At 65.9% G+C, this 26,225-nt stretch carries 22 protein-coding genes; 1 reads left to right on the top strand and 21 read right to left on the bottom strand.

Features of this window, described 5'->3' with window-relative positions; all coding sequences use genetic code 11:
* Nucleotides 1-121: 121 nt before the first annotated feature.
* The 15 genes from BLW27_RS12505 to rpsL all read right to left on the bottom strand — a co-directional run bounded on the left by BLW27_RS12505 (nucleotide 122) and on the right by rpsL (nucleotide 11,296).
* Complete coding sequence (locus BLW27_RS12505) at nucleotides 122-742, bottom strand: TIGR02466 family protein (protein WP_089883724.1); 621 nt, start codon at nucleotides 740-742, stop codon at nucleotides 122-124.
* A gap of 33 nt (nucleotides 743-775) precedes the next feature.
* Complete coding sequence (locus tag BLW27_RS12500; RefSeq protein WP_089883723.1) at nucleotides 776-1,459, bottom strand: hypothetical protein; 684 nt, start codon at nucleotides 1,457-1,459, stop codon at nucleotides 776-778.
* A gap of 89 nt (nucleotides 1,460-1,548) precedes the next feature.
* Nucleotides 1,549-1,962: a 50S ribosomal protein L16 gene (gene rplP / locus BLW27_RS12495; RefSeq protein ID WP_089883722.1), complete on the bottom strand. Its 414-nt coding sequence runs from the start codon at nucleotides 1,960-1,962 to the stop codon at nucleotides 1,549-1,551.
* Between the two features lie 12 nt (nucleotides 1,963-1,974).
* Nucleotides 1,975-2,682 carry a 30S ribosomal protein S3 gene (gene rpsC, locus BLW27_RS12490; RefSeq protein WP_089883721.1) on the bottom strand — a complete coding sequence of 236 codons (708 nt, stop codon included), beginning with the start codon at nucleotides 2,680-2,682 and terminating at the stop codon, nucleotides 1,975-1,977.
* Nucleotides 2,682-3,062, bottom strand: a complete 381-nt coding sequence (gene rplV / locus BLW27_RS12485; protein ID WP_089883720.1) for a 50S ribosomal protein L22 — start codon at nucleotides 3,060-3,062, stop codon at nucleotides 2,682-2,684. Before rplV ends, rpsC begins: the two co-directional genes overlap by 1 nt.
* A 3-nt stretch (nucleotides 3,063-3,065) precedes the next feature.
* A complete protein-coding gene (gene rpsS, locus BLW27_RS12480) occupies nucleotides 3,066-3,344 on the bottom strand; it encodes a 30S ribosomal protein S19 (protein ID WP_089883719.1) in 279 nt (92 codons plus the stop codon).
* A gap of 3 nt (nucleotides 3,345-3,347) precedes the next feature.
* Nucleotides 3,348-4,190: a 50S ribosomal protein L2 gene (rplB, locus tag BLW27_RS12475; RefSeq protein ID WP_089883718.1), complete on the bottom strand. Its 843-nt coding sequence runs from the start codon at nucleotides 4,188-4,190 to the stop codon at nucleotides 3,348-3,350.
* Nucleotides 4,191-4,798: 608 nt separating this feature from the next.
* Entirely contained in the window at nucleotides 4,799-5,098 is a 300-nt protein-coding gene (locus BLW27_RS12470; protein ID WP_089883717.1) for a 50S ribosomal protein L23, read from the bottom strand.
* A complete protein-coding gene (rplD, locus tag BLW27_RS12465) occupies nucleotides 5,095-5,712 on the bottom strand; it encodes a 50S ribosomal protein L4 (protein ID WP_089883716.1) in 618 nt (205 codons plus the stop codon). Before rplD ends, BLW27_RS12470 begins: the two co-directional genes overlap by 4 nt.
* A complete protein-coding gene (gene rplC / locus BLW27_RS12460) occupies nucleotides 5,709-6,581 on the bottom strand; it encodes a 50S ribosomal protein L3 (protein ID WP_089883776.1) in 873 nt (290 codons plus the stop codon). Before rplC ends, rplD begins: the two co-directional genes overlap by 4 nt.
* Before the next feature lie 12 nt (nucleotides 6,582-6,593).
* Nucleotides 6,594-6,902 (bottom strand): 30S ribosomal protein S10, encoded by a 309-nt coding sequence (rpsJ, locus tag BLW27_RS12455; protein ID WP_007792792.1) that lies wholly within the window; start codon nucleotides 6,900-6,902, stop codon nucleotides 6,594-6,596.
* A gap of 136 nt (nucleotides 6,903-7,038) precedes the next feature.
* Complete coding sequence (gene tuf, locus BLW27_RS12450; RefSeq protein ID WP_089883715.1) at nucleotides 7,039-8,214, bottom strand: elongation factor Tu; 1,176 nt, start codon at nucleotides 8,212-8,214, stop codon at nucleotides 7,039-7,041.
* Nucleotides 8,215-8,303: 89 nt separating this feature from the next.
* Nucleotides 8,304-10,427, bottom strand: a complete 2,124-nt coding sequence (gene fusA / locus BLW27_RS12445) for an elongation factor G (protein WP_089883714.1) — start codon at nucleotides 10,425-10,427, stop codon at nucleotides 8,304-8,306.
* A 14-nt stretch (nucleotides 10,428-10,441) separates the two neighbouring features.
* Complete coding sequence (gene rpsG, locus BLW27_RS12440; protein ID WP_089883713.1) at nucleotides 10,442-10,912, bottom strand: 30S ribosomal protein S7; 471 nt, start codon at nucleotides 10,910-10,912, stop codon at nucleotides 10,442-10,444.
* Nucleotides 10,913-10,924: 12 nt separating this feature from the next.
* Complete coding sequence (gene rpsL / locus BLW27_RS12435) at nucleotides 10,925-11,296, bottom strand: 30S ribosomal protein S12 (RefSeq protein ID WP_005862801.1); 372 nt, start codon at nucleotides 11,294-11,296, stop codon at nucleotides 10,925-10,927.
* A 362-nt stretch (nucleotides 11,297-11,658) separates the two neighbouring features.
* On the opposite strand from rpsL, the gene BLW27_RS12430 reads away from it, so the two are divergent.
* The gene (locus BLW27_RS12430) at nucleotides 11,659-12,465 is read left to right on the top strand and encodes a glycosyltransferase (RefSeq protein ID WP_089883712.1); all 807 of its coding nucleotides are present in this window, start codon (nucleotides 11,659-11,661) and stop codon (nucleotides 12,463-12,465) included.
* Here BLW27_RS12430 and BLW27_RS12425 read toward each other — a convergent pair.
* From BLW27_RS12425 to BLW27_RS12400, 6 genes are all read right to left on the bottom strand, one after another.
* Nucleotides 12,435-13,340, bottom strand: coding sequence for a DMT family transporter (locus BLW27_RS12425; RefSeq protein WP_089883711.1), 906 nt, complete (start codon nucleotides 13,338-13,340; stop codon nucleotides 12,435-12,437). The two genes, BLW27_RS12430 and BLW27_RS12425, sit on opposite strands and share 31 nt — an antisense overlap.
* A 232-nt stretch (nucleotides 13,341-13,572) precedes the next feature.
* On the bottom strand, nucleotides 13,573-17,808 hold the full coding sequence (gene rpoC, locus BLW27_RS12420; RefSeq protein ID WP_089883710.1) for a DNA-directed RNA polymerase subunit beta': 4,236 nt from the start codon (nucleotides 17,806-17,808) through the stop codon (nucleotides 13,573-13,575).
* 95 nt (nucleotides 17,809-17,903) lie between these two features.
* The gene (gene rpoB / locus BLW27_RS12415) at nucleotides 17,904-22,046 is read right to left on the bottom strand and encodes a DNA-directed RNA polymerase subunit beta (protein ID WP_089883709.1); all 4,143 of its coding nucleotides are present in this window, start codon (nucleotides 22,044-22,046) and stop codon (nucleotides 17,904-17,906) included.
* Nucleotides 22,047-22,297: 251 nt separating this feature from the next.
* Nucleotides 22,298-22,681 (bottom strand): 50S ribosomal protein L7/L12, encoded by a 384-nt coding sequence (rplL, locus tag BLW27_RS12410; RefSeq protein WP_089883708.1) that lies wholly within the window; start codon nucleotides 22,679-22,681, stop codon nucleotides 22,298-22,300.
* A gap of 75 nt (nucleotides 22,682-22,756) precedes the next feature.
* Nucleotides 22,757-23,275: a 50S ribosomal protein L10 gene (gene rplJ / locus BLW27_RS12405; protein ID WP_089883707.1), complete on the bottom strand. Its 519-nt coding sequence runs from the start codon at nucleotides 23,273-23,275 to the stop codon at nucleotides 22,757-22,759.
* Nucleotides 23,276-23,715: 440 nt separating this feature from the next.
* Complete coding sequence (locus BLW27_RS12400) at nucleotides 23,716-26,031, bottom strand: DEAD/DEAH box helicase (protein WP_089883706.1); 2,316 nt, start codon at nucleotides 26,029-26,031, stop codon at nucleotides 23,716-23,718.
* Nucleotides 26,032-26,225 lie beyond the last annotated feature (194 nt).

The following is a 26,225-nucleotide window of genomic DNA, read 5'->3' as shown; positions in this document are numbered from 1 at the left end:
CACCCTGATTCCGGTGGAGTCCGTGGATGAAACGGCCGTATAGGCCGCTTCGCCAAACTTGGCAACCCCGCGTCTTCACGCTGTCGAAACGCCCGCCAGACCGCGCGATGCCCTGCGGGATTCACTCCCATTTGTAGTTGAAGCTGACGCTGATACGGTCGTCCTCGGCCATGTTCATCGGCACCTCGTGGCGCAGCCAGCTTTCCCACAGCAGAACGTCGCCCGCCTCGGGCGCCACGTAGACGAAGCTCTTCAGTTCCTCGCGGCAGCCCTTGTTGCGCACGGGCGCTGCCATCATCATCGGCAGGCGCGGGTCCTCGAGCTTCAGCGCGCTGGTTCCGCCCGGCATCTTGACGTAGGTCGTTCCCGAGATCACCGAGTGCGGGTGGATGTGGCTGCCGTGGCTGCCGCCCTCGGGCAGGACGTTGATCCAGATATCCTCGACCACCAGCGCGCGGCCGTCGAGGTCGAACTCCAGGTCCTTTGCGAAGGCCGCCACGTGCGCATCCAGCGCCTTGACCACGTCGGCGAAGATCGGAAAGCGCCACGGCAGGTCGGTCAGCGAGGCATAGGACGTGTAGCCGGGGTAGCCTTCCGTCTCGCACCATTCCTGCCCCGCCTCGTCATCCTCGGCGATGGAATAGCACGACGCGGTCAGTTCCTTGTTGTCCACAGCCGGGCCGTGGTCGGACAGCTTGGCGTGGTAGAGGCGGGTCGCGAAAAGCGAGCGGATGTCGGGCATGGTGTTTCCTTTCGGAGCGGGAACGGCGGGCTTTCAGCCCAGGCCGTAGATGACGGGTGTCGGGCTGAGGAACATGGCGGCGGACAGGTCGTCCTCGGGCAGGAACGCACGGACATGGCCGCCGTGTTCCGTCCTCGGCCGGCCGGACGGATCGGGTACGATTTCAAGCCGCGCGCCGTTGTCCAGGTCCAGCCGCATGGCGTGCGGGCGAAGCGTCGCCGCCGAAATCGTGGCGCCCGCGACACGGGCCGATGCGTCCTCGGCCGGCCAGGGAGCCGCGCGCCCCGCGGCGGCGTGCCCCGGATCGGCCAGCAGCCGGCCGTCGAGCGTGATCCACTGCGCGGCGGCGTAAAGCGGCACGATCAGCCAATCGCCGCCCAGGTCGATCCCCACGAAGCCGTGGTTGCCCACCCCGGTGCTGCCCAGCCCGGTCTGGATGTCGCCCACGCACCGGCCGACCAGGTCCTCCGCAACCACTGGCGCGGGGGCGAGCGGCGTCAGCTCGTGGTCGCCGAACAGGCGCGCCCGCGCGGTGTCCGGCAGCGGCCGGTCGAGGTCGGGAACCTGGAACGGGCCGGGCACGATCGACGAATGCGGCGGCAGATTGGCGATGTAACTCTGTGTCGCCCGTGCGTTCAGACGCCGGGCCAGCGGGTTGCCCCGCTCGCTCGCCCGCATCACGAGCCTCGAGACGTTGACGCGCAGCCACGCGATCATCTGCATCCTCCTGTCGAACGCCGAAACCGGCACGAAAAAGCCCCCGCCGCATCCGCGCCGGGGGCCCTGTCACTACCGAAAGACCGGGATTACCAGTCTTCGCGGACGATGGTGCGCGTCTTGATCGGCAGCTTCATCGCAGCCAGGCGCAGCGCCTCGCGGGCGATCTCCTCGCTGACGCCGTCGATCTCGAACATCACGCGGCCCGGCTTGACCTTGCAGGCCCAGCGGTCGACCGAACCCTTACCTTTACCCATGCGGACCTCGATCGGCTTGGCCGAGATCGGGGTGTCGGGGAAGATCCGGATCCAGACGCGGCCCTGACGCTTCATGTGGCGCGTCATGGCACGGCGGGCTGCCTCGATCTGGCGCGCGGTGACGCGCTCGGGCTGGGTCGCCTTCAGGCCGAAGGTGCCGAAGTTCAGGTCAGAGCCGCCCTTGGCCTCGCCCTTGATCCGGCCCTTCTGCATCTTGCGGAACTTGGTGCGTTTGGGTTGAAGCATGTCATCCCCTCCTTAGCGGCCGCGACCGGCGCCACGCGGGGCCGGACCGTCCTGGATTTCCTGCGCACGGCGATCATGCGCGGACGGGTCATGATCCATGATCTCGCCCCGGAAGATCCACACCTTGATGCCGATGATGCCGTAAGGCGTCTGGGCATCGATGGCGGCGTGGTCGATGTCGGCACGCAGCGTGTGCAGCGGCACGCGACCCTCGCGGTACCACTCGGTCCGCGCGATCTCGGCACCGCCCAGACGGCCGGCGACGTTGACGCGGATGCCCAGTGCACCCATGCGCATGGCGTTCTGAACCGCGCGCTTCATGGCACGGCGGAAGGACACCCGGCGCTCGAGCTGCTGGGCGATCGACTCACCCACCAGGCGCGCGTCCAGTTCCGGCTTGCGGACCTCGACGATGTTGAGGTGCAGTTCGCTGTCGGTCATCTTCGACAGCTTCTTGCGCAGCACCTCGATGTCGGCGCCCTTCTTGCCGATGATCACACCGGGACGGCCGGCATGGATCGTCACCCGGCACTTCTTGTGCGGGCGCTCGATGATCACGCGGCTGATGCCGGCCTGCTTGGCTTCCTCGTGGATGAACGCACGGATGCGGATATCCTCGAGCAGCAGATCACCGTAATCCTTGGTGTCGGCGAACCAGCGGCTGTCCCAGGTGCGGTTGACCTGCAGGCGCATGCCGATCGGATTGGTCTTGTTACCCATTAGGCTTGCTCCTCGATCTGGCGCACCTTGATGGTGATTTCCGAGAACGGCTTGTTGATCCGGCCGAACCGGCCACGCGCCCGCGGACGGCCGCGCTTCATCACCAGGTTCTTGCCGACATAGGCCTCGGCGACGACCAGTTCGTCGACGTCCAGGCCGTGGTTGTTCTCGGCGTTCGCGATGGCCGATTGCAGGCACTTGCGCACGTCGTCCGAGATCCGCTTCTTCGAGAAGGTGAGATCGGTCAGGGCCCGCTCGACCTTCTTGCCGCGGATCAGCTGAGCGACGAGGTTCAGCTTCTGCGGGCTGGTGCGCAGCATGCGCAGCTTCGCCATCGCCTCGTTGTCCGCCACGCGGCGGGGATTCTTATCCTTGCCCATGGCTTACTTCCTCTTCGCTTTCTTGTCTGCCGCGTGCCCGTAATAGGTGCGGGTCGGCGAGTATTCACCGAACTTCTGACCGATCATGTCCTCGGACACGTTCACCGGAACGTGCTTGTGCCCGTTGTACACACCGAACGTGAGTCCCACGAACTGCGGCAGGATCGTCGAGCGGCGCGACCAGATCTTGATGACTTCGTTGCGGCCAGATTCGCGTGCTTTCTCGGCCTTCTTGAGGACGTAAGCATCGACGAAAGGGCCCTTCCAAACAGAGCGTGCCATATCTTAGCGCCCTTTCTTCTTGGCGTGGCGCGAGCGCAGGATCAGCTTCTGCGACGCCTTGTTGGGATTGCGGGTGCGCTTGCCCTTGGTCGGCTTGCCCCACGGGGTCACCGGGTGGCGGCCGCCCGAGGTCCGGCCTTCACCACCACCATGGGGGTGGTCGATCGGGTTCATGACGACGCCGCGGACCGATGGACGCTTGCCCTGGTGGCGGGTGCGGCCGGCCTTGCCGAAGTTCTGGTTGCTGTTGTCGGGGTTCGACACCGCACCCACGGTGGCCAGGCATTCCTGGCGGACCATGCGCAGTTCGCCCGAGCTCAGGCGGATCTGTGCGTAGCCGCCGTCACGGCCGACGAACTGGGCATAGGTGCCCGCGGCGCGCGCGATCTGGCCGCCCTTGCCGGGCTTCAGCTCGATGTTGTGGACGATCGTGCCGATCGGCATGCCCGAGAACGGCATGCAGTTGCCCGGCTTGATGTCCGCCTTGGTGGCCGCGATCACGCGGTCGCCGATGCCCAGGCGCTGCGGCGCCAGGATATAGGCCTGCTCGCCGTCGTCGTACTGGATCAGCGCGATGAAGGCGGTACGGTTGGGATCGTATTCGATGCGGGCAACGGTGCCCTGCACGTCGAACTTGGTCCGCTTGAAATCGACGATCCGGTAGAGGCGTTTCGCCCCGCCACCGCGGCGTCGTGCGGTGATCCGTCCGGTGTTGTTCCGGCCACCCTTCTTCGTCAGACCCTCGGTGAGGCTCTTGACGGGGCGTCCTTTGTACAGCTCCGAACGGTCGATCAGCACCAGCCCGCGCTGGCCCGGCGTCGTCGGCTTGTACGACTTGAGTGCCATGCTTTCTGTCTTCCGTCAGCTTGGGCGACCCGTTGGCGGGTCGCTCTGTTTGGGGCGCACGAGGCGCCCGGATGAAGGGCCCCGAAGGTCCCCGGCGTATGCGGTCCCGGCTATTCCAGAAGAATCGGACAGGACGAAACCAACAGCCCCGGACGAATCCGGGGCTTGGCGGTTGCGGGCTTGTAGGAAAGCCGGCCGGGACAGTCAAGCGGCCTTGGCCACGCATCCGTCATGCCCTCCAACACGTCACGGTCCGCAGTACGCCGCCCAAGAACGGCGCGGGAGAGCTGAACGGCGAACACGGTGCCATGCCACCAGCGCAAGGAACTGACCGCCCACGACCAGGACAGGATGCCGATCCTCGCAGGGTCTCCCGCAGCCTCGACTTGGCTTGCTGTCCCTGCACGCCTGCGGCGGACGACCTTAAGGAAGGGCGCGCGACACGGCCCGGAACGGGCTCGAATTGGACCAGAGATTAAGGTATTCCGGATCCGCCTCTGTAACCGAATGATGTTCGGCGCCTCGGGCGGTGTCTTACCGTGGGACAGCCGAAACGCGAAAGGCCCCGCGGCATCGCTGCTCGGGGCCCTTCCTGCATTTCGCCAGCCTTACGACAGACCGGTGGTCACGTCGATCGTGTTGCCCTCTTCGAGCGTCACGTAGGCCTTCTTGGTGTCCTTGCGACGGCCCTTGATGCCGCGGAACCGCTTGTTCTTGCCCTTGGTGACGGTGGTGTTGACCGCCTTCACCTTGACGTTGAACAGCGTCTCCACCGCTTCCTTGATCACGGGCTTGGCCGCGTCGATCGCCACTTCGAAGACCACCGCGCCGTGCTCGGACGCCATGGTGGATTTCTCGGTCACGATCGGCTTGCGGATCACGTCGTAGTGTTCGGGTTTCGCGCTCATTTCAGTCGAGCCTCCAGTGCTTCGACACCCGCCTTCGTGAGCACGAGCGTGTCACGCTTGAGGATGTCATAGACGTTGGCGCCGATGCTGGGCAGCACGTCCAGACCTGCGATGTTGCGCGCCGCTGCGGCGAAGCCCTCGTTCACCTCGGGTCCGTCGATGATCAGCGCGCGCTTCCAGCCCAGTGCACCGATCTGCTTTGCCAGCACGCCGGTCTTGCCGTCGGCCTCGGCGATGTCGATCACCACCAGGTTGCCCGACTTCGCCTTGGCGGACAGCGCGTGCATCAGGCCCAGCTTGCGCACCTTCTTGGGAAGGTCGTGCGCGTGGCTGCGCGGCACGGGGCCCTTGTAGATGCCACCCTTGCGGAAGATCGGCGCGTTCCGGTCACCGTGGCGTGCGCCGCCGGTGCCCTTCTGGCGATAGATCTTCTTGGTCGAGTAGCTGGTTTCGGACCGCGTCTTGACCTTGTGGGTGCCCTGCTGCGCCTTGTTGCGCTGCCAGCGGACCACGCGGTGGAGCAGGTCGGCGCGCGGCTCGAGGCCAAAGACCTCGTCCGTCAGCTCGACCGACCCGGCGTTGCCGCCGTCCAGTTTGATCACGTCGAGTTTCATTCCTCACCGTCCTTCTTCTCGGCGTCCGAGTTGTCGGTCTCGGCCGACTCGTCGGCGATGTCCGCCTGCGCTTCCTTCAGCGCCGCTTCCTGCTGCGCCGCCTCTTCGGCCAGGCGTGCCTCTTCGGCGGCCCGTGCCTCTTCCTCGGCAGCCTTCGCGGCTTCCTCGGCCAGACGCTTTGCTTCTTCCGCGGCAGATCTCAGCGCGGCGGGCAGGATGATGTTCTCGGGCGTCGGCTTCTTCACCGCGTCCTTGATCGTCACCCAGCCGCCCTTCGAGCCCGGAACCGCGCCCTTGATCATGATCAGGCCGCGATCCGCGTCCGTCTTAACGACCTGCAGGTTCTGCGTGGTCACACGAACAGAGCCCATGTGGCCGGCCATCTTCTTGCCCTTGAACACCTTGCCGGGGTCCTGGCACTGGCCGGTCGAGCCGTGCGAGCGGTGGCTGACCGACACGCCGTGCGAGGCGCGCAGACCGCCGAAGTTGTGCCGCTTCATCGCACCGGCAAAACCCTTACCGATGGTGGTGCCGCAGACGTCGACGAACTGACCTTCGAAGTAATGATCGGCGGTGATTTCCTCACCCACTTCGATCAGGTTCTCGGGGGCCACGCGGAACTCCGCGATCTTCCGCTTCGGTTCAACCTTGGCGACGGCGAAATGGCCGCGCATCGCCTTGCTCACGCGCTTGACCTTCGCGGTGCCCGCGCCAAGCTGGACGGCCGAATAGCCGTGCTTGTCCACGGTCCGCTGTGCTACGACCTGCAGCTTGTCCATCTGCAGAACGGTAACCGGGACCTGCTTGCCGTCCTCGAGGAACAGCCGCGTCATCCCGATCTTCTTTGCGATCACTCCAGAGCGCATCATCATCTGCCCTCCTTACACCTTGATCTCGACGTCCACGCCGGCGGCGAGGTCGAGCTTCATCAGGGCGTCAACGGTTTGCGGGGTCGGGTCGACGATGTCGAGCAGACGCTTGTGCGTACGGATCTCGAACTGGTCGCGCGACTTCTTGTTCACGTGAGGGCCACGCAGAACGGTGAATTTCTCGATCTTGTTCGGCAGCGGGATCGGGCCGCGCACCTGGGCGCCCGTCCGCTTGGCGGTGTTCACGATCTCCTGCGTCGACGCATCGAGGACGCGGTAATCGAACGCCTTGAGCCTGATCCGGATGTTCTGGCTTTGCATTGTCTTAGCCTATCTTGGCGTTGGGGTTGAGAGGAGGAATGCGGCGTACCCGCAGCCTTCGTCGAACCCGGAAACGAGCGGTGCGCGGTCGCCCGCGCACCGATTTACTGCCCGGCCGTGGCCGGATGACCCTGCCTTACTCGACGACCTTCGACACGACGCCGGAGCCGACGGTGCGGCCGCCTTCGCGGATGGCGAAGCGCAGGCCGTCTTCCATCGCGATCGGGGCGATCAGGTCGACGACGAACTTCAGGTTGTCGCCCGGCATCACCATCTCGGTGCCTTCGGGAAGCTGGACCGTGCCCGTCACGTCCGTGGTGCGGAAGTAGAACTGCGGGCGGTAGTTCGCGAAGAACGGCGTGTGGCGGCCGCCCTCTTCCTTCGTCAGGATGTAGACCTCGCACTCGAACTTGGTGTGCGGGGTGATCGACTTCGGCTTGCACAGCACCTGGCCGCGCTCGACGCCTTCACGGTCGATGCCGCGCAGCAGCGCGCCGATGTTGTCGCCCGCCTCGCCGCGATCCAGCAGCTTGCGGAACATCTCGACGCCCGTGCAGGTCGTTTTCTTGGTGTCGCGGATGCCGACGATCTCGATCTCGTCGCCCACGTTGATCACGCCACGCTCGACGCGGCCGGTCACCACCGTGCCGCGGCCGGAGATCGAGAACACGTCCTCGATCGGCATCAGGAACGGCTGGTCGATCGCGCGCTCGGGCTGCGGGATGTACTCGTCCACGGCCTTCATCAGTTCGCGGATCTTGTTCTCGCCGATCTCGGGATCGCGGCCCTCCATCGCGGCCAGAGCCGAGCCCGCGATAATCGGGATGTCGTCGCCCGGGAAGTCGTAGGCCGACAGAAGCTCGCGCACTTCCATCTCGACCAGCTCGAGCAGTTCCGGGTCGTCCACCTGGTCGACCTTGTTGAGGAACACCACCATCGCCGGGATGCCGACCTGGCGGCCCAGCAGGATGTGCTCGCGCGTCTGCGGCATCGGGCCGTCGGCCGCGTTCACCACCAGGATCGCGCCGTCCATCTGCGCCGCGCCGGTGATCATGTTCTTCACGTAGTCGGCGTGGCCGGGGCAGTCGACATGCGCGTAGTGGCGCGCGTCGGTCTCGTACTCCACGTGCGCGGTCGAGATCGTGATCCCGCGGGCCTTCTCCTCGGGCGCGCCGTCGATCTGGTCATACGCGCGGAACTCGCCGAAGTACTTCGTGATCGCAGCCGTCAGCGTCGTCTTCCCGTGGTCGACGTGGCCGATCGTGCCGATGTTGCAGTGCGGCTTGCCGCGTTCGAACTTTTCCTTTGCCATGGTCTTGGCTCCCTCTGTCTGCGTGCGGATGGTGAGCTGGGGCCCACCCTACGGTGATGGGTAGGGCGGGGTTTCCCCCGCCACCCGGCTTATGCGTACTTGGCCTGGATCTCGTCGGAGATGTTCTGCGGCACGGCCTCGTAGTGGCTGAACTGCATCGTGAACTGCGCGCGGCCCGAGGACATCGAACGCAGGTTGTTGATGTAGCCGAACATGTTCGCCAACGGAACGTTCGCGTCGATGACGATCGCGTTGCCGCGCGGCTCCTGGCCCTGCATCTGGCCCCGACGGGACGTGAGGTCACCGATCACCGAACCGGTATATTCCTCGGGCGTCACCACCTCGACCTTCATGATCGGCTCGAGCAGCTTGGCGCCGGCCTTGCGCAGACCTTCGCGCATGGCCATCCGCGACGCGATCTCGAACGCCAGGACCGACGAGTCCACGTCGTGGAACTTGCCGTCGATCAGCGCGACCTTGAAGTCGATCACCGGGAAGCCTGCCAGCGGACCGGAGTCCATGACCGACTTGATGCCCTTCTCGACGCCGGGGATGTATTCCTTCGGCACCGAGCCGCCGACGATGCGGGATTCGAAGGAATAGCCTTCGCCCGGCTCGGTCGGCGAGATGACCAGCTTGACCTCTGCGAACTGACCCGAACCACCCGACTGCTTCTTGTGGGTGTAGGTGTGCTCGATCTCGTGGCTGATGGTCTCGCGATACGCCACCTGCGGCGCACCGATGTTGGCCTCGACCTTGAATTCGCGCTTCAGGCGGTCGACGAGGATGTCGAGGTGAAGTTCGCCCATGCCCTTCATGATCGTCTGACCGGACTCGATGTCGGTCTCGACGCGGAAGGACGGATCCTCGGCCGCGAGACGCTGCAGGCCCGCGGACATCTTCTCCTGGTCGGCCTTGGTCTTGGGCTCGACGGCGATCTCGATCACCGGATCAGGGAAGGTCATCGTTTCCAGAACGACCTGCTTCTGCGGATCGCAGAGCGTGTCGCCCGTGGTCGTTTCCTTCAGGCCCGCCAGCGCGATGATGTCGCCCGAACCGGCCCAATCGATCTCTTCGCGCGAGTTCGAGTGCATCATCATCATGCGGCCGATGCGCTCTTTCTTGCCCTTGGTCGAGTTCATGATCGCGTCGCCCTTCTTGAGCAGACCCGAATAGATCCGCGTGAAGGTGAGCGAGCCGACGAACGGGTCGTTCATGATCTTGAACGCGAGGCCTGCGAACGGCTCCTCGTCACCGGGCTTACGCGCGATGTTGCGGGTTTCCGTCTCGTCGTCCGGGCTGAAGCCCATGTATGGCGGCACGTCGAGCGGACCGGGCAGGAAGTCGATCACGGCGTTCAGCAGGGGCTGCACGCCCTTGTTCTTGAACGCCGAACCGGCCGTGACCGGCACGAAGGACAGCGTCAGGCAGCCCTTGCGGATCAGCTGGCGCAGCGTCGCCTCGTCGGGCTCGTTGCCCTCGAGATACTGCTCCATCGCATCGTCGTCCATCTCGACGGCGATCTCGATCAGGTTCGCGCGCCATTCGTCGGCCAGATCCTGAAGCTCGTCACGGATCGGGCGGCGAACCCAGGACGCGCCCAGATCCTCGCCTTGCCAGACCCATTCTTCCATCTTGATCAGGTCGACGATGCCCTCGAGCTTGTCCTCGGCACCGATCGGCAGTGCGATCGGCGCGGGGATCGCACCCGTGCGGTCCTTGATCATCCTGACGCAGTTGTAGAAATCCGCGCCGATCTTGTCCATCTTGTTGACGAAGACGATGCGCGGAACCTTGTACCGGTCGGCCTGGCGCCAGACGGTCTCGGTCTGCGGCTCGACGCCGGCGTTGCCGTCCAGCAGGCAGATCGCACCGTCGAGCACGGCGAGCGAACGCTCGACCTCGATGGTGAAGTCCACGTGTCCGGGAGTGTCGATGATGTTGAAGCGGTACTTCGTGTCCGACGTGCCTTCGGCGGTCGGGTCTTCCTGACGCTGCCAGAAGGTGGTCGTCGCGGCGGACGTGATCGTGATGCCGCGCTCCTGCTCCTGCTCCATCCAGTCCATCGTCGCGGCGCCGTCATGGACTTCGCCGATCTTGTGGGACTTGCCGGTGTAGAAAAGGATCCGCTCGGTCGTCGTGGTCTTGCCCGCGTCGATGTGAGCCATGATCCCGAAGTTGCGGTAGCGCGTAAGCGGGTACTCGCGTGCCATGATGGTAGCTCCTGTTACCAGCGGTAATGGCTGAACGCTTTGTTCGCGTCGGCCATCTTGTGGGTGTCTTCGCGCTTCTTCACGGCCGAACCACGGGATTGCACCGCATCGACGAGCTCGCCCGCCAGGCGCTCTTCCATCGTGTTCTCGTTGCGCTTGCGCGACGCCTCGATCAGCCAGCGGATCGCCAGCGCCTCGCGGCGCTCGGGGCGGACCTCGACGGGGACCTGGTAGGTCGCACCACCGACGCGGCGCGAGCGGACCTCGACCGACGGCTTGATGTTGTCGAGCGCTTCGTGGAACAGCTCCACCGGCGCGCGCTTGACCTTCGCCTCGACCCGCTCGAGCGCGCCGTAGACGATCCCCTCGGCGACGGACTTCTTGCCGTCGTACATCAGGTTGTTCATGAATTTCGTCAGAACCCGATCGCCATACTTGGCGTCGGGCAGGATTTCGCGCTTCTCTGCGGCGTGACGACGAGACATCTGTATATCCTCTTACTTGGGACGCTTGGCGCCGTATTTCGAACGGCGCTGCTTGCGGTCCTTGACGCCTTGGGTGTCGAGAACACCGCGCAGGATGTGGTAACGCACGCCGGGAAGGTCCTTGACGCGGCCACCCCGGATCAGGACGACCGAGTGCTCCTGAAGGTTGTGGCTTTCGCCCGGAATGTAGCTGATCACCTCGTAACCGTTGGTCAGGCGGACCTTCGCCACCTTCCGCATGGCCGAGTTCGGCTTCTTCGGCGTGGTGGTGTAGACGCGCGTGCAGACGCCACGCTTCTGCGGGCACTGCTCGAGATGCTGCGACTTCGAACGCTTGACTTTGGGCTGCCGCGGCTTGCGGATCAGCTGCTGGATCGTGGGCATGAAGGTCTCTTCCCCGTACTTCTCACATATGTGGCGCGAGGGGACGCGGCCCCTTGCCGGTTATTGATGTCAGGCGCCGCGCGCGTCCGCGTGACGCCGGTTGCCGCGCCGAACCATACGACGCAAAGAACCGCACCCGCCCGTGAACCCGGGCGACGCGGTTGGTGTCCAGAGGATCGGGGCCTTGAGCCCGGATCTTGACCGCTCCGATACTGAGTCCCGCGCGCAATGGGTTAACATTCCGGCGGATTAGCGGCGCGTATAGGGGGAGTCGGAACCCTTGTCAACAGGGCCCCGCCGGCTTGCGCGGGAGGCCCCGCGCTGCCAGTGATTGCACGTGTCTTGCCGCGAAAGGACGCGTGATGCAAGTGATCGGCTTGTGCCGGTTCTCCTACCCCGCCGAGGGCGGTTTCCAGGTCGAGCACGGCTCGATCGAGGAACGCATGGCCTATCTCTACGCCGCCCCGCGGATGGAGGAACGGCTGCGGCATTTCGAGTGTGTCTGCCTGCCGGGCCTGCGCGCGCAGACTGACCCGGACTTCACGTTTCTGATACTGGTCGGGGACGCCATGCCCGCACGCTGGCGCGACCGGCTGGAGTCGTTGCTGGACGGCTTTCCTCAGGCCCGCATCGTGGCGCGCCAACCCGGCCCCCACCGCCAGGTCTGTCAGGAGGTCCTCAACGCCGCGCGCGATACAGACCGCCCCTGCCTGCAATTCCGCCACGACGATGACGATGCCGTCGCGGTCGATTTCGTCGCGCGCCTGCGCAAGGCTGCCATCGATTGCGCACCCCTGCTGCGTGATCACAGGCTCGTGGGCTTGGACTGGAACCGCGGCTTCATCGCGCGCCCCGACGAACGCGGCCTCTGCGCCGAAGAGACCGTCACTCCCTACTGGGGCGTGGCGCAGGCCCTGGCCGTGCAACCGGGCGTAGCGCAGACGATCCTCAACTTCGCGCATGACCGGATCAACCGGTTCATGCCGACAGTCACCTTCACCGACCGCGCGATGTACGTGCGCGGCCACAACGACCACAACGATTCACGCCAGAAGCGGCACGTGAAGCCGGTCGAGCTGCCCCGCCTCGACCCCGAAGGCGAGGCGCTGTTCCGCGACCTCTTCGCCATCGACGCCGATCACGTGCGGCGGATATTCGGCGCCGGCTGACCCCGCCTGCGCAGCCGCGCCTCGCGCAGCAGCGTGAAGATGCCTGTGCCCATGATGATCGCCGCCCCGATCAGCGTCGGCACTGCCGGCCACTCTCCGAAGAACACCAGTCCCAGGAGCAGCGCCCACAGCAGGCCGGTGTAGCGGAAGGGCGCGACGAAGCTGACCTCGCCCACGCGCATCACGAAGACCGACAGCGAATAGCCGCCGACGATGAACAGGCTGGCACCGGCCAGCAGCGCGCCGTTGGTGGCGGTCAAGGGCTGCCACTCCTGCCCCAGGGACCACAGCACCGCGAAGCCCAGCACCGCCAACGAGCTCATCAGCGTCACCATCAGCGACGGCACGCCCTTTCCCATGCGGCGCGTGGACATGTCGCGCACGGTCACGCAGGCCACCGCCACCAGCGCATAGAGCGACCAGGCGTCGAAGCCCGACGTGCCCGGCCGGACGATCAGCAGCATGCCCATGAACCCGATGACGATCGCGCTCCACCGCTTCCAGCCCACGGGCTCGGCGAAGACCACGGCGCTGGCCAATGTCACCGTCAACGGCAGCATCTGCAGCAGCGCGGTGACGTTCGCGAAGGGCATGTTCAGCAGCGCGGTCAGGAAGAAATACGCCGCGCCGACCTCGGACCCCGCGCGCAACGCGATCAGCCCCCAGTCCCGTCGCGCCATGTCAAATCGCAACTGCCTGAAGTGGCGCGCCAGCAACGCGATGAAGAAGGACGCCGCCAGCCCACGGATCGTCAGCACCTGGCTCAACGGCATCGCGCCGCCCAGGGCCTTGATGCACGCGTCGCCAAAGCCGAAGCAGGCCATCGAGCCCACCATCAGCGCAGCACCCTTCATGTTGTCGGACCAGCCTGTCATGCGCATGGTCTAGCAGGGCGCCGACAGCCCCGCCATCCGCAAGAAGCCGTGGCAGATCAGAGATTTCCTTCTGGCATGATTGTCGCGGGGATGAGTGCTCCGCAGGAGCAAGACGGGGCACAGCCCCTGCCCCTTCGCCGCATGAACGGAATCACCAAAAAAATGACCGGACCCTTGCGGAGTCCGGTCATCTTCCCGTTGCACAGCCCGGCGCCCGAAGGCGCCGCGCGGATCACTCGCGGCTTTCGGGCGTATCGACGATCAGGCCGTCGGCGTCCTCGTCGCTCTCGTCCTGCGGCGCGGCGAGGGCCGCGGCGGCGGCCGCTTCCTCGCGCTTGGCCTCGATCACGACGGTGTCGCGATCCGCGGCGATCTTGCGCATCTGCTGGGTCGCGCCACCGGTGCCCGCCGGGATCAGGCGGCCTACGATGACGTTCTCCTTCAGACCCACCAGCGTGTCCTTCTTGCCTTGCACCGACGCCTCGGTCAGCACGCGGGTCGTCTCCTGGAAGGACGCGGCCGAGATGAAGCTGCGGGTCTGCAGCGACGCCTTGGTGATGCCCAGCAGGATCGGCTCGCCCCGTGCGGGACGCCCCTTGAGCCTTTCGGCTTTGGCGTTGGCGGCGTCGAACTCGGCCTTGTCCACGTGTTCGCCCTTGAGCAGCGTCGTGTCGCCGCTGTCGAGGATCTCCCACTTCTGGAGCATCTGCCGGACGATGACCTCGACGTGCTTGTCGTTGATCTTCACGCCCTGCAGACGATACACGTCCTGCACCTCGTCGATCATGTAGTTGGCCAAGGCCTCGATGCCCATGATCGACAGGATGTCGTGCGGCGCCGGGTTGCCGTCCATGATGTAGTCGCCCTTCTGGACGTAGTCACCTTCCACGACGGGAATGTGCTTGCCCTTGGGGATCATGTACTCCTTCGGCTCGATCGTGTCGTCGACCGGTTCGATCGTGATCCGGCGCTTGTTCTTGTAGTCCTTGCCGAAGCGCACGTAGCCGTCGATTTCCGCGATGATCGCGTGATCCTTGGGACGACGTGCCTCGAACAGTTCCGCCACCCGCGGCAGACCGCCGGTGATGTCCTTGGTCTTGGCGCCCTCGCGCGGGATGCGCGCGACCACATCGCCGGCCTTGACCGGCTGCAGGTCCTCGGTCGACAGGATCGCGTCCACCGACATCGGGTAGGTGATCGGATTGCCGGCCGCGTTGCGGACCGGTTCGCCGTCCTCGTCCTGCAGGATGATCTCGGGCTTGAGCTCGTTGCCCTTGGGGGCCGCGCGCCAGTCCACGACGATCTTCTGCGTCATGCCGGTGGCTTCGTCGGTCTCGTCGCGCACGGCAACACCGTTGACCAGGTCCACGTGGCGGGCGATGCCGTCCGCCTCGGCGATGATCGGCAGTGTGTAGGGGTCCCACTCGAACAGCTTGTCGCCGCGGTTGACGGTGTCGCCTTCCTTGACGAACAGCTTGGTGCCGTAGCCCAGCTTGTGGTTGGCCCGCTCGACGCCGTTCTCGTCCATGATCCGCAACTTCATGTTGCGGCCCATCACCAGCGTCTCTCCGGCCGAGTTCTCGAGCGTCGAGGCGTTCTCGAACTCGATCTTCCCTTCCTGGCTGGCCTCGAGGAACGATTGCTGGCCACCCTGCGCCACGCCGCCGATGTGGAAGGTCCGCATCGTCAGCTGGGTGCCAGGCTCACCGATCGACTGCGCGGCGATGATGCCGACAGCCTCTCCGATGTTGACCATCGTGCCGCGGGCAAGGTCGCGCCCGTAGCACATGGCGCAGACGCCTTCCTCGGCCTCGCAGGTCAGAGGCGAGCGGATCCGCACCGCCTGCAGCGCCGCTTCTTCGACGGCATCGGACAGACGCTCATCGATCAGCTGCCCCTGGCGCACGATGATCTCGTCCGTCGCCGGGTTGACGATGTCGTCGGCCGCCACCCGGCCGAGCAGACGCTCGCCCAGGCTGGCCACGATCTCGCCGTCGTTGACCGCGGCCTCGGCGGTGATCGCCCGGTCGGTGCCGCAATCGTGCATGCGGATGATGCAGTCCTGCGCCACGTCCACCAGGCGGCGGGTCAGGTAGCCCGAGTTCGCCGTCTTCAGCGCCGTGTCCGACAGGCCCTTCCGGGCGCCGTGGGTCGAGTTGAAGTACTCGAGGACGGTCAGACCTTCCTTGAAGTTCGAGATGATCGGCGTCTCGATGATGTCGCCGTTCGGCTTGGCCATCAGGCCGCGCATGCCGCCCAGCTGCTTCATCTGCGTGACCGAGCCACGCGCGCCCGAGTGCGCCATCATGTAGACGCTGTTGGGCTCTTCGACGCCGCCATTCTCGTCCCGGCGCTCGGCCGAGATGGTGGCCATCATCGCCTCGGTCACCTTGTCGTTGCACTTCGACCAGGCGTCCACGACCTTGTTGTACTTCTCGCCCTGAGTGATCAGGCCGTCCATGTACTGCTGCTCGAAGTCCTTCACCTGCTCGCGCGTGGTCTCGACGATGCTCCACTTGTCCTCGGGGATCACCATGTCGTCCTTGCCGAAGCTGATGCCGGCCTTGAACGCCTCCTTGAAGCCCATCGACATGATCTGGTCGCAGAAGATGACCGATTCCTTCTGGCCGCAATAGCGGTAGACGGTGTCGATGACGTTCTGGACGTCCTTCTTGCGCAGCAGCCGGTTGACCAGGTCGAACGGCGCCTTGGCGTTCATTGGCAGAAGCGCGCCCAGCCGGACGCGGCCCGGCGTGGTTTCGTAGCGCTTGACGACTTCCTGGCCTTCGTCGTCGATCTGCTTGACGCGGCACTGGATCTTGGCGTGCAGGTGCACCTCGCCCGCGTTCAGCGCGTGCTCGACCTCCTCGATCGACGAGAACAGCATGCCCTCGCCCTTCATGCCTTCGCGCATGATGGTGACGTAGTAGAGGCCGAGGATCATGTCCTGCGACGGCACGATGATCGGCGCGCCGTTGGCAGGCGACAGCACGTTGTTCGTGGACATCATCAGGACGCGCGCCTCGAGCTGGGCTTCCAGCGAAAGCGGCACGTGAACCGCCATCTGGTCACCGTCGAAGTCGGCGTTGAAGGCCGAGCAGACCAGCGGGTGAAGCTGGATCGCCTTGCCCTCGATCAGGATCGGCTCGAACGCCTGGATGCCCAGACGGTGCAGCGTCGGCGCGCGGTTCAGCAGCACCGGGTGCTCGCGGATCACCTCGTCGAGGATGTCCCAGACCTCGGGACGCTCCTTCTCGACCAGCTTCTTGGCCTGCTTCACGGTGCTCGAAAGCCCCTTGGCCTCGAGCCGCGAATAGATGAACGGCTTGAACAGCTCGAGCGCCATCTTCTTCGGCAAGCCGCACTGGTGCAGCTTCAGCTCGGGGCCGGTCACGATGACGGAACGGCCCGAGAAGTCGACCCGCTTGCCCAGAAGGTTCTGGCGGAAGCGGCCCTGCTTGCCCTTGAGCATGTCCGACAGCGATTTCAGCGGGCGCTTGTTGGCCCCCGTGATGACGCGGCCGCGGCGGCCGTTGTCGAACAGCGCGTCGACGGATTCCTGCAGCATGCGCTTTTCGTTGCGCACGATGATGTCGGGCGCGCGCAGCTCGATCAGCCGCTTGAGGCGGTTGTTCCGGTTGATCACCCGGCGATACAGGTCGTTCAGGTCGGACGTGGCGAAGCGGCCGCCGTCCAGCGGGACCAGCGGGCGCAGTTCCGGCGGGATCACCGGCACCACGGTCAGCACCATCCATTCCGGGCGGTTGCCGGAATCGAGGAACGACTCGACCACCTTCAGGCGCTTGATGATCTTCTTGGGCTTCAGTTCGCCGGTGGCCTCCTTGAGGTCCTCGCGCAGCTTCTCGGCCTCGGATTCCAGATCGATCGCGGCCAGCATTTCGCGAATCGCCTCGGCGCCGATATTGGCGGTGAAGGCGTCCATGCCGTACTGGTCCTGCGCGTCGAGGAATTCTTCCTCGGTCAGCATCTGGCCGTAGGTCAGGTCGGTCAGGCCCGGCTCGATCACGACGTAGTTCTCGAAGTAGAGAACACGCTCGAGGTCGCGCAGGGTCATGTCCAGCATCAGGCCGATGCGCGAGGGCAGCGACTTGAGGAACCAGATATGGGCGCAGGGCGCAGCCAATTCGATATGGCCCATGCGCTCGCGCCGGACCTTCTGCAGCGTGACCTCGACGCCGCACTTCTCGCAGACGACGCCGCGGTACTTCATGCGCTTGTACTTGCCGCACAGGCACTCGTAGTCCTTGATCGGGCCGAAGATGCGCGCGCAGAACAGGCCGTCACGCTCGGGCTTGAACGTGCGGTAGTTGATCGTCTCGGGCTTCTTGATCTCGCCGAAGGACCACGAAAGGATCCGCTCGGGCGAGGCCAGCGACACCTTGATCTCGTCGAAGACCTTGGGCGGGGTGACCGGGTTGAACGGGTTGTTGGTGAGTTCCTGGTTCATTCTGTGTCCTCAGTGGGCAGAGGGTGCGGGGAAGGCTTGGCGGGGTCCGGTCCCCTGCGAGGGAACCGGACCGAAATCCTTGAAGGATTTCGGGATCACTCCGCGTCTTCCTCCTCCGCATCCAGGAGTTCCATGTTGAGGCCCAGACCCCGGACCTCCTTGACGAGAACATTGAACGATTCCGGCACGCCGGCCTCAAAGTTGTCCTCGCCCTTGACGATGCTTTCGTAGACCTTGGTCCGGCCGGCGACGTCGTCCGACTTCACCGTCAGCATCTCCTGCAGGGTGTAGGCCGCGCCGTAGGCTTCCAGCGCCCATACCTCCATCTCGCCGAAGCGCTGACCGCCGAACTGCGCCTTGCCGCCCAGCGGCTGCTGGGTGACCAGGCTGTAGGGCCCGGTCGAGCGTGCGTGGATCTTGTCGTCCACCAGGTGGTGCAGTTTCAGCAGGTACTTCACGCCCACGGTCACCTGGCGCGAGAACGGCTCGCCCGAGCGGCCGTCGAACAGCCGCGACTGACCCGACGTGTCGAAACCCGCACGCAGCAGCGCGTCGTTGACGTCGGCCTCCTTCGCGCCGTCGAAGACAGGCGTCGCGATCGGCACACCGCGGGTGACGTTGGACGCCGCCTCCACGAGACGCTCCTCGTCCATGTCGGCAAGGCCTTCCTCGTAGACCTCGTCGCCATAGGCGATGCGCAGCGCCTCGCGCACCGGTGTCAGGTCACCCGAGCGCTTGTAGTCCTGCAGCGCGTCATCGATCCGGATGCCCAGGCCGCGGGCGGCCCAGCCCATGTGGGTTTCCAGGATCTGGCCGACGTTCATGCGCGACGGCACGCCCAGCGGGTTGAGGCAGAAGTCGACCGGAGTACCATCCTCGAGGAACGGCATGTCCTCGATCGGCACCACGCGCGAGATGACGCCCTTGTTGCCGTGGCGGCCGGCCATCTTGTCGCCCGGCTGAAGCTTGCGCTTCACGGCGACGAAGACCTTGACCATCTTCATCACGCCCGGGGGCAGGTCGTCGCCGCGGCGGACCTTTTCGACCTTGTCCTCGAACCGCGCGGTCAGGGCACGCTTCTGCGCCTCGTATTGCTCGTTGAGCGCCTCGAGGTTCTTGGCCTGCTGCTCTTCTGCCAGCGCCAGCTGCCACCACTGCGAACGGGTCAGGCCGTCGAGCGTCTCGTCGGTGATCTCGGCGTTGGGCTTGACCCCGCGCGGACCTTTGACGGCCGTCTGGCCGACCAGCATCTGGCGCAGGCGCGCGTAGATGTTGCGGTCGAGGATCGCCAACTCGTCGTCGCGGTCGCGCGCCAGCTGTTCGATCTCCTCGCGCTCGATCTGCAGCGCGCGCTCGTCCTTCTCGACGCCGTGGCGGTTGAACACCCGGACTTCGACCACGGTGCCGTAGTCGCCCGGCTTCACGCGCAGCGAGGTGTCGCGCACGTCGCTGGCCTTCTCGCCGAAGATGGCGCGCAGAAGCTTTTCTTCCGGCGTCATCGGGCTTTCGCCCTTGGGGGTGATCTTGCCCACCAGGATGTCGCCCGGCTCCACGTCGGCACCGATATAGACGATGCCCGCCTCGTCGAGGTTGCGCAGCGCCTCTTCGCCCACGTTGGGAATGTCGCGGGTGATTTCCTCGGGGCCGAGCTTGGTATCGCGGGCCGCGACCTCGAACTCCTCGATGTGGATCGAGGTGAAGACGTCGTCGCGCGCGATGCGCTCGGAGATCAGGATCGAGTCCTCGTAGTTGTAGCCGTTCCACGGCATGAACGCGACGATCACGTTCTTGCCGAGCGCCAGCTCGCCCATGTCGGTGCTGGGACCGTCGGCGACGACCTCGCCCTTGGCGACCGTATCACCCACCTTCACCAGCGGACGCTGGTTGATGCAGGTGTTCTGGTTCGAGCGCTGGAACTTGCGCATGCGGTAGATGTCGACGCCCGGATCGCCGGGTTCGAGATCTTCCGTCGCGCGGATCACGATCCGCTGCGCGTCCACCTGGTCGATGATGCCCGCGCGGCGCGCGGTGATCGCTGCGCCGGAATCGCGTGCCACGACTTCCTCGATACCGGTGCCGACCAGCGGCGCCTCGGACCGCAGCGTCGGCACGGCCTGCCGCTGCATGTTCGAGCCCATCAGCGCGCGGTTCGCGTCGTCGTTCTCGAGGAACGGGATCAGCGAGGCCGCGACCGACACCAGCTGCTTGGGCGACACGTCGATCAGGTCGACGGCGCCGGCCGGGGCCAGCGTGTAGTCGCCCGACTGGCGGGTGTTGACCATCTCGTTGATGAAACGGCCCTCGTCGTCCAGCAGCGCGTTTGCCTGGGCGACGGTGTGGCGCATCTCTTCGGTGGCGGACATGTAGTGGACCTCGTCGGTCACCTGTCCGTCCTTCACGACGCGGTAAGGCGTCTCGATGAAGCCGTACTTGTTCACGCGGGCAAACGTGGCCAGCGAGTTGATCAGGCCGATGTTCGGGCCTTCCGGCGTTTCGATCGGGCACATGCGGCCGTAATGCGTCGGGTGCACGTCGCGCACCTCGAAGCCGGCGCGCTCGCGCGTCAGGCCGCCCGGGCCAAGCGCCGAAAGGCGACGCTTGTGCGTCACCTCGGACAGCGGGTTGGTCTGGTCCATGAACTGCGACAGCTGCGAAGAGCCGAAGAACTCGCGGACCGCGGCGGCCGCGGGCTTCGCGTTGATCAGGTCCTGCGGCATGACCGTGTCGATCTCGACCGAGGACATGCGCTCCTTGATGGCGCGCTCCATCCGCAGCAGGCCGACGCGGTACTGATTCTCCATCAGTTCGCCGACCGAGCGCACCCGGCGGTTGCCGAGGTGGTCGATGTCGTCGATCTCGCCACGACCGTCACGCAGTTCCACCAGCGCCTTGATGCAGGCGACGATGTCGTCACGGTCCAGCGTGCGCTGGGTGTCGGGCTTTTCCAGGTTCAGGCGCATGTTCATCTTGACCCGGCCCACGGCCGACAGGTCGTAGCGCTCGGAATCCGAGAACAGCGTGTCGAACAGCGCGGACGCGGCCTCGACGGTGGGCGGCTCGCCCGGACGCATGACGCGGTAGATGTCCATGAGCGCGGTCTCGCGGCTCATGTTCTTGTCCTGCGCCATCGTGTTGCGCATGTAGGCGCCGACGGTGATGTTGTCGATGTCCAGCACGGGGATCTCGGTGACGCCCGCGTCGATCAGCTCCTTGAGGGTGCCGCCGGTCACGTCGCCGTCCTTGTCGACGGTCCAGGTCAGCTCGTCGCCGGCCTCGACGTAGATCGCGCCGGTTTCCTCGTTGATGATGTCGCGCGCGGCGAACTTGCCGACGATCGCCTCGAACGGCAGCAGGACGTTCTCGACCTTGCCCTCGTCCTTCATCGCCTTGACGGCGCGCGGCGTGATCTTCTTGCCCGCCTCGGCGATCACCTCGCCGGTGTCGGCGTCGATCAGGTCATAGGTCGGACGGGTGCCGCGCACGCGGTCGGGGAAGAACTTGGTCGCCCAGCCCTCGCCCTTGCGCAGGGTGTAGGACACGGTGTCGTAATACGCGTCCATGATCGCTTCCTGGTCGAGACCGAGCGAGTACAGAAGCGTCGTCACCGGCAGCTTGCGGCGGCGGTCGATGCGCGCGAACACGATGTCCTTGGCGTCGAACTCGAAGTCCAGCCACGAACCGCGGTAGGGAATGATGCGGCAGGCGAACAGCAGCTTGCCCGAGCTGTGCGTCTTGCCCTTGTCGTGGTCGAAGAAGACGCCCGGGCTGCGGTGCATCTGGGACACGATCACGCGCTCGGTGCCGTTGACCACGAAGGTGCCGTTGGGCGTCATCAGAGGCATGTCGCCCATGAACACGTCCTGCTCCTTGATGTCCTTGACGGACTTGGCGCCGGTATCCTCGTCGATGTCGAACACGATCAGGCGCAGAGTGACCTTCAGCGGCGCGCTGTAGGTCATGTCGCGCTGCATGCACTCCTCGACGTCGTATTTCGGCTTTTCAAGCTCGTAGTCCACGAACTCGAGCACGGCGGTCTCGTTGAAGTCCTTGATCGGAAAGACCGACTGGAACACGCCCTTGATGCCCTCGCCGTCCATCGGCTCGAGCTGGTCGCCCGAGTTGAGGAACAGCTTGTAGCTGGATTTCTGAACCTCGATGAGGTTCGGCATCTCCAGCACCTCGCGGATCTTGCCGTAATACCTGCGAAGCCGTTTCTGTCCGAGGAAACTTTGCGCCATGAGTGGTGCACCCTTTCACGTTCTCTGTCTGGGCGCCGCGTGCCGTCGGGCTCCGGCCGCGCGCCCATCAAAGACGACGTTGATCCGATCCATGCCTGGCTGCCGTCCCACCGGCCGCCTCCCGATCTGGAACCTCGTCCAGGGAAACCCGCGCACGGGCTTGCCAAGACAGGTTCGGCTGGACCGGGAAATCACCCGATCCAGCCTTGCAAGCGCGCTCTCGGGGCGGCGCGACGCCACCCCGGAACCGATTACTTGAGCTCGACTTCGGCGCCTGCCTCTTCGAGCTTCTTCTTGATTTCCTCGGCTTCGTCCTTGGAGACCTGCTCCTTGACGGCCTTGCCACCGGCTTCGACCAGTTCCTTGGCTTCCTTCAGGCCAAGACCGGTGATGCCGCGGACTTCCTTGATCACGTTGATCTTCTTGTCGCCGGCCGACTTGAGGATCACGTCGAACTCGGTCTGCTCCTCGGCAGCTTCGCCACCGGCGTCGCCGCCTGCGGGACCGGCCATCATGACCGCGCCGCCTGCTGCGGGCTCGATGCCGTACTCGTCCTTGAGGATGGTTTTCAGTTCCTGCGCTTCGAGCAGCGTGAGGTTCACGATTTGCTCGGCAAGTGCTTTGAGATCAGCCATTTTGAGACTCTTTCCGTATGATGAGATGTGTTCCAACGTCGGGGATTCAACCCCACGTAGATCAGATCGGGTGCCTTAAGCCGCTTCGGCCTTTTCCTCGATGGTCGAGAGGATCGAAGCGATGTTCGATGCAGGTGCGCCAATCGCACCGGCGATGTTCGAAGCGGGTGCGCCGATGGCGCCGACGATCGAAGCGATGAGCTCCTCGCGCGACGGCATCTTCGACACGGCCTCGACACCGGCCCGGTCCAGGGCCGATCCCCCCATGTTCCCGCCAAGGATCTGGAACTTTGCGTTCGTCTTGGCGAAATCCTCGACCACCTTGGCGGCTGCCACGGGGTCTTCGGAATAGGTGAGAACGGTCATGCCCTCGAGCAGCGGCGCAAGGCTTTCGCATTGCGTGCCGTCGACGGCGATCTTGGCGAGCCTGTTCTTGGCGACGCGGACCGACGTTTCGGCGGCGCGGGCGCGCCCCCGCAGGTCCTGCATCTCGGCAACCGTGAGACCTTCGTAGCGGGCTACCACCACGACGCCAGAGCTTTCGAAGATCTGGCCGAGTTCCTCGACCACTTTCTCTTTCTGGGCTCTATCCACAGTTTCACTCCAGTTGATGGAGGGGCGACCCCTCCGGCTCGTTCCGGCAAGGCGCAAGCGCCATGCCACAAGGTCCGATCGGGTCGTCACATCACCAGCCGGGCCGCGCGCGGCGCCGGAAAAGATGTCTCTTCCCGTCTCGGGCAGGACTTAACGATTGCGAAAGCAGTCAGCCCACCGTCTCGGACGAAACGACGGCCCGCACGAATCGCGCGGGCCACCGTCCGGACGGCGTAACCGGTTTGAAAGGTCTTGCCAAGGCCCGGCGGTGCGGAAACCGCACCCGCGTGGTCGGGCCTGACGCTGCGGCGAAAAGATAGCACCGCGCGGAGCGTCTGCCCATCCCCCTGACCGGTTTTCGTGCAATCGCAGAAAAGCCCGATGCGCGCGGTCCCGCGCCGCAAGGGGCCCGGCCGCGCGCATCGGGATGCAGGCCGGGTTCAGGGCTTGCGGCGCGGCGGCTGCGCGCCGCCGGGGCGCTTGCCCCCTGCCCCTGGACCGGACTTGGCACCGAACTTGGCGCCCGGCTTGCCACCGAACTTCGCCCCGGGCTTGCCGCCGGGTCGCGCACCGGGCTTGCCTGCCGGTTTGCCACCGGGCTTGCCCCCGGCGCCCTGGCGCGGCGGCACGAAGCGCTTGGACGTGTCCGATGCGTCGGCGCGCGGCGCAGCAGGACGCTCGGCGCGCTCTGCCCTCTCGGGACGACCGGCCCACTCCTTGCGCTCGGGGCGGGCGGTCCGCTCGCCGCGTTCGGGGGTGCCCGGCCGCGATCCGGCGCCCTTGTAGCCACCGGACTTGCCGCCAGCAGGCCGCGGGCCGTCGGACTTCTCGCCGTAGCGCTTGCCGGCCGGACGATCGTCCGCGTTCCGCTCGCCGTACGACCGCTTCGCGGGCTTGCCCGCATCGTCACGCGGCGGACGGGCAGCCGCGGGCTTTCTCGCCTCTCGCGGCTTCGCGTCATCGCCGCCATCGCGCCCGGACGTTGGCGCAGGCGCGGCGCGCTGTGCAGGCTCCGATACCGACGGCTCGGCCTTCGGGGCGGTTGGTTCCGGCCTCGCCTCGGGCGCAGTCGCGGCTTGGTATCCGGGCCGATCGTCTGCCTCGCGCGGCTTCAGAGCAGCCGGTTTGCGCGGCGGTTTCGGCGCAGTTTCGCGCCGTTTCGCAGGCGGTTTCGATCCCGCATCCGGCGCGCCGTCCATCTTGCGCGCGGTCACGCCCTTCTCGAGCTCGCCACCGGTGCCCAGCGAAGACAGGAAGCCCGGAACGCCCGCATCCGCCACTTCCACGTGCGTCTCGGATTGCTGCACCCTGATCGCGCCGATGTGATCCTTGTCCAGTCCGCCGGCGCGGCACAGCAGCGGCAGCAGCCAGCGCGCCTCGGCCCGGTCGTCGCGACCGACCGACAGCGAGAACCACGTGCTGGGACCGAAGGGCGTGCGTTCCTTCGCCGGCGCGCGGGTATCCGGCGACACCAGCTCCTCGGGCGCGGAATGACGCTCGCGGTAGAGCCGCAGGTAGGCCGCGGCGATCACCTCTGGCGCGTGCTGCGCGGTCAGCTTCTCGGCAAAGGACGCCTCCACCTCGGAGATCTCCTGCGACCAGACGGGATCGGCCAGCAGGCGTTCCTCGTCGCGGCGCAGGATCTCGTCAGCGTCGGGTGCGGTGGTCCATTCGGCGGTCACCCGCGCGCTGCGCAGCAGCCGCTCGGCCCGGTTCACGGCCTTGGGCGGCACGACCAGCGCCGAGATCCCCTTGCGGCCCGCCCGGCCGGTCCGGCCCGAGCGGTGCAACAGACCTTCGGCGTTCGACGGCAGTTCCGCGTGGATCACCAGTTCCAGGTTCGGCAGGTCGATGCCCCGCGCCGCCACGTCGGTGGCCACGCAGACCCGCGCGCGGCCGTCGCGCATCGCCTGAAGGGCGTGCGTCCGCTCGGCCTGGCTCAGCTCGCCCGATAGCGCGACGACGGCGAAGCCGCGGTTGGCGAAACGCGCGGTCAGCCGGTTTACCGTGGCGCGTGTGTTGGCGAAGACGATGGCGTTCTGCGCCTCGTGGTAGCGCAGCACGTTGATGATCGCGTTTTCGGCGTCCTGCTGCGCCACCCGCAGCGCCTGGTAGGTGATGTCGGCGTGCTGGCTGCGTTCGGACAGCGTGGTGACCCGCACCGCATCGCGCTGGTAGTGCTGCGCCAGCGTCACGATCATCGGCGGCACCGTGGCCGAGAACATCAGCGTCCGGCGATCCACCGGCGCCTCGCCCAGCATGAATTCCAAATCCTCGCGGAACCCGAGGTCCAGCATCTCGTCGGCCTCGTCCAGCACGATCGCCCGCAGTCCGCTCATGTCCAGCGAGCCGCGCTTGATGTGGTCGACCAGCCGGCCCGGCGTGCCCACGACGATGTGCGCCCCGCGCTCCAGCGCCCGGCGTTCGTCGCGCATGTCCATCCCGCCCACGCAGGAGGTCACCCGCGCCTCGGCCTTGGCGTAGAGCCAGTTGAGCTCGCGCGTGACCTGGAAGGCCAGCTCGCGCGTGGGCGCCACGATCAGCGCCAGCGGTGCCGCGGCGGGCCCCAGCGTGTCGGCGTCGCCCAGCAGCGTGTGGCCGATCGCAAGGCCGAAGCCCACGGTCTTGCCCGAGCCGGTCTGCGCCGAGACAAGCAGGTCCGCGTCGTTCAGCGCAGGGTCGGTCACGGCCTCCTGCACCGCGGTCAGGGTATCGTAGCCACGCTCGGACAGCGCTTGGGACAGGGAAGCAATCATTCGAAAAACCGATCTGGTGGTGCCCGCGCCGCGGCACGGGCTGTCTTTGGGACAGGTGGGAAAGGATGCCGCGTAACGCAACGGCGGGCGCGTGTATACGGGGAAAAACATCGCGGACCGGCAGGCTGCAGCCGGCGCGCGCATGTGTGACGTCGCGGCGCGGGTCGGAATTTGGGCCTTCGGGCGCCGCCGAG

It is taken from the genome of Citreimonas salinaria (genome assembly GCF_900107235.1).
Classification (GTDB): Bacteria; Pseudomonadota; Alphaproteobacteria; order Rhodobacterales; family Rhodobacteraceae; genus Citreimonas; species Citreimonas salinaria.
This window is presented reverse-complemented; position numbering and strand designations above follow the sequence as displayed.

Coding starts and splice junctions, on each gene's coding strand:
- BLW27_RS12505 (WP_089883724.1), bottom strand. CDS start 742: ATGCCCGACATCCGCTCGCTTTTCGCGACCCGCCTCTACCACGCCAAG.
- BLW27_RS12500 (WP_089883723.1), bottom strand. CDS start 1,459: ATGATCGCGTGGCTGCGCGTCAACGTCTCGAGGCTCGTGATGCGGGCG.
- rplP (WP_089883722.1), bottom strand. CDS start 1,962: ATGCTTCAACCCAAACGCACCAAGTTCCGCAAGATGCAGAAGGGCCGG.
- rpsC (WP_089883721.1), bottom strand. CDS start 2,682: ATGGGTAACAAGACCAATCCGATCGGCATGCGCCTGCAGGTCAACCGC.
- rplV (WP_089883720.1), bottom strand. CDS start 3,062: ATGGGCAAGGATAAGAATCCCCGCCGCGTGGCGGACAACGAGGCGATG.
- rpsS (WP_089883719.1), bottom strand. CDS start 3,344: ATGGCACGCTCTGTTTGGAAGGGCCCTTTCGTCGATGCTTACGTCCTC.
- rplB (WP_089883718.1), bottom strand. CDS start 4,190: ATGGCACTCAAGTCGTACAAGCCGACGACGCCGGGCCAGCGCGGGCTG.
- BLW27_RS12470 (WP_089883717.1), bottom strand. CDS start 5,098: ATGAGCGCGAAACCCGAACACTACGACGTGATCCGCAAGCCGATCGTG.
- rplD (WP_089883716.1), bottom strand. CDS start 5,712: ATGAAACTCGACGTGATCAAACTGGACGGCGGCAACGCCGGGTCGGTC.
- rplC (WP_089883776.1), bottom strand. CDS start 6,581: ATGATGCGCTCTGGAGTGATCGCAAAGAAGATCGGGATGACGCGGCTG.
- rpsJ (WP_007792792.1), bottom strand. CDS start 6,902: ATGCAAAGCCAGAACATCCGGATCAGGCTCAAGGCGTTCGATTACCGC.
- tuf (WP_089883715.1), bottom strand. CDS start 8,214: ATGGCAAAGGAAAAGTTCGAACGCGGCAAGCCGCACTGCAACATCGGC.
- fusA (WP_089883714.1), bottom strand. CDS start 10,427: ATGGCACGCGAGTACCCGCTTACGCGCTACCGCAACTTCGGGATCATG.
- rpsG (WP_089883713.1), bottom strand. CDS start 10,912: ATGTCTCGTCGTCACGCCGCAGAGAAGCGCGAAATCCTGCCCGACGCC.
- rpsL (WP_005862801.1), bottom strand. CDS start 11,296: ATGCCCACGATCCAGCAGCTGATCCGCAAGCCGCGGCAGCCCAAAGTC.
- BLW27_RS12430 (WP_089883712.1), top strand. CDS start 11,659: ATGCAAGTGATCGGCTTGTGCCGGTTCTCCTACCCCGCCGAGGGCGGT.
- BLW27_RS12425 (WP_089883711.1), bottom strand. CDS start 13,340: ATGACAGGCTGGTCCGACAACATGAAGGGTGCTGCGCTGATGGTGGGC.
- rpoC (WP_089883710.1), bottom strand. CDS start 17,808: ATGAACCAGGAACTCACCAACAACCCGTTCAACCCGGTCACCCCGCCC.
- rpoB (WP_089883709.1), bottom strand. CDS start 22,046: ATGGCGCAAAGTTTCCTCGGACAGAAACGGCTTCGCAGGTATTACGGC.
- rplL (WP_089883708.1), bottom strand. CDS start 22,681: ATGGCTGATCTCAAAGCACTTGCCGAGCAAATCGTGAACCTCACGCTG.
- BLW27_RS12400 (WP_089883706.1), bottom strand. CDS start 26,031: ATGATTGCTTCCCTGTCCCAAGCGCTGTCCGAGCGTGGCTACGATACC.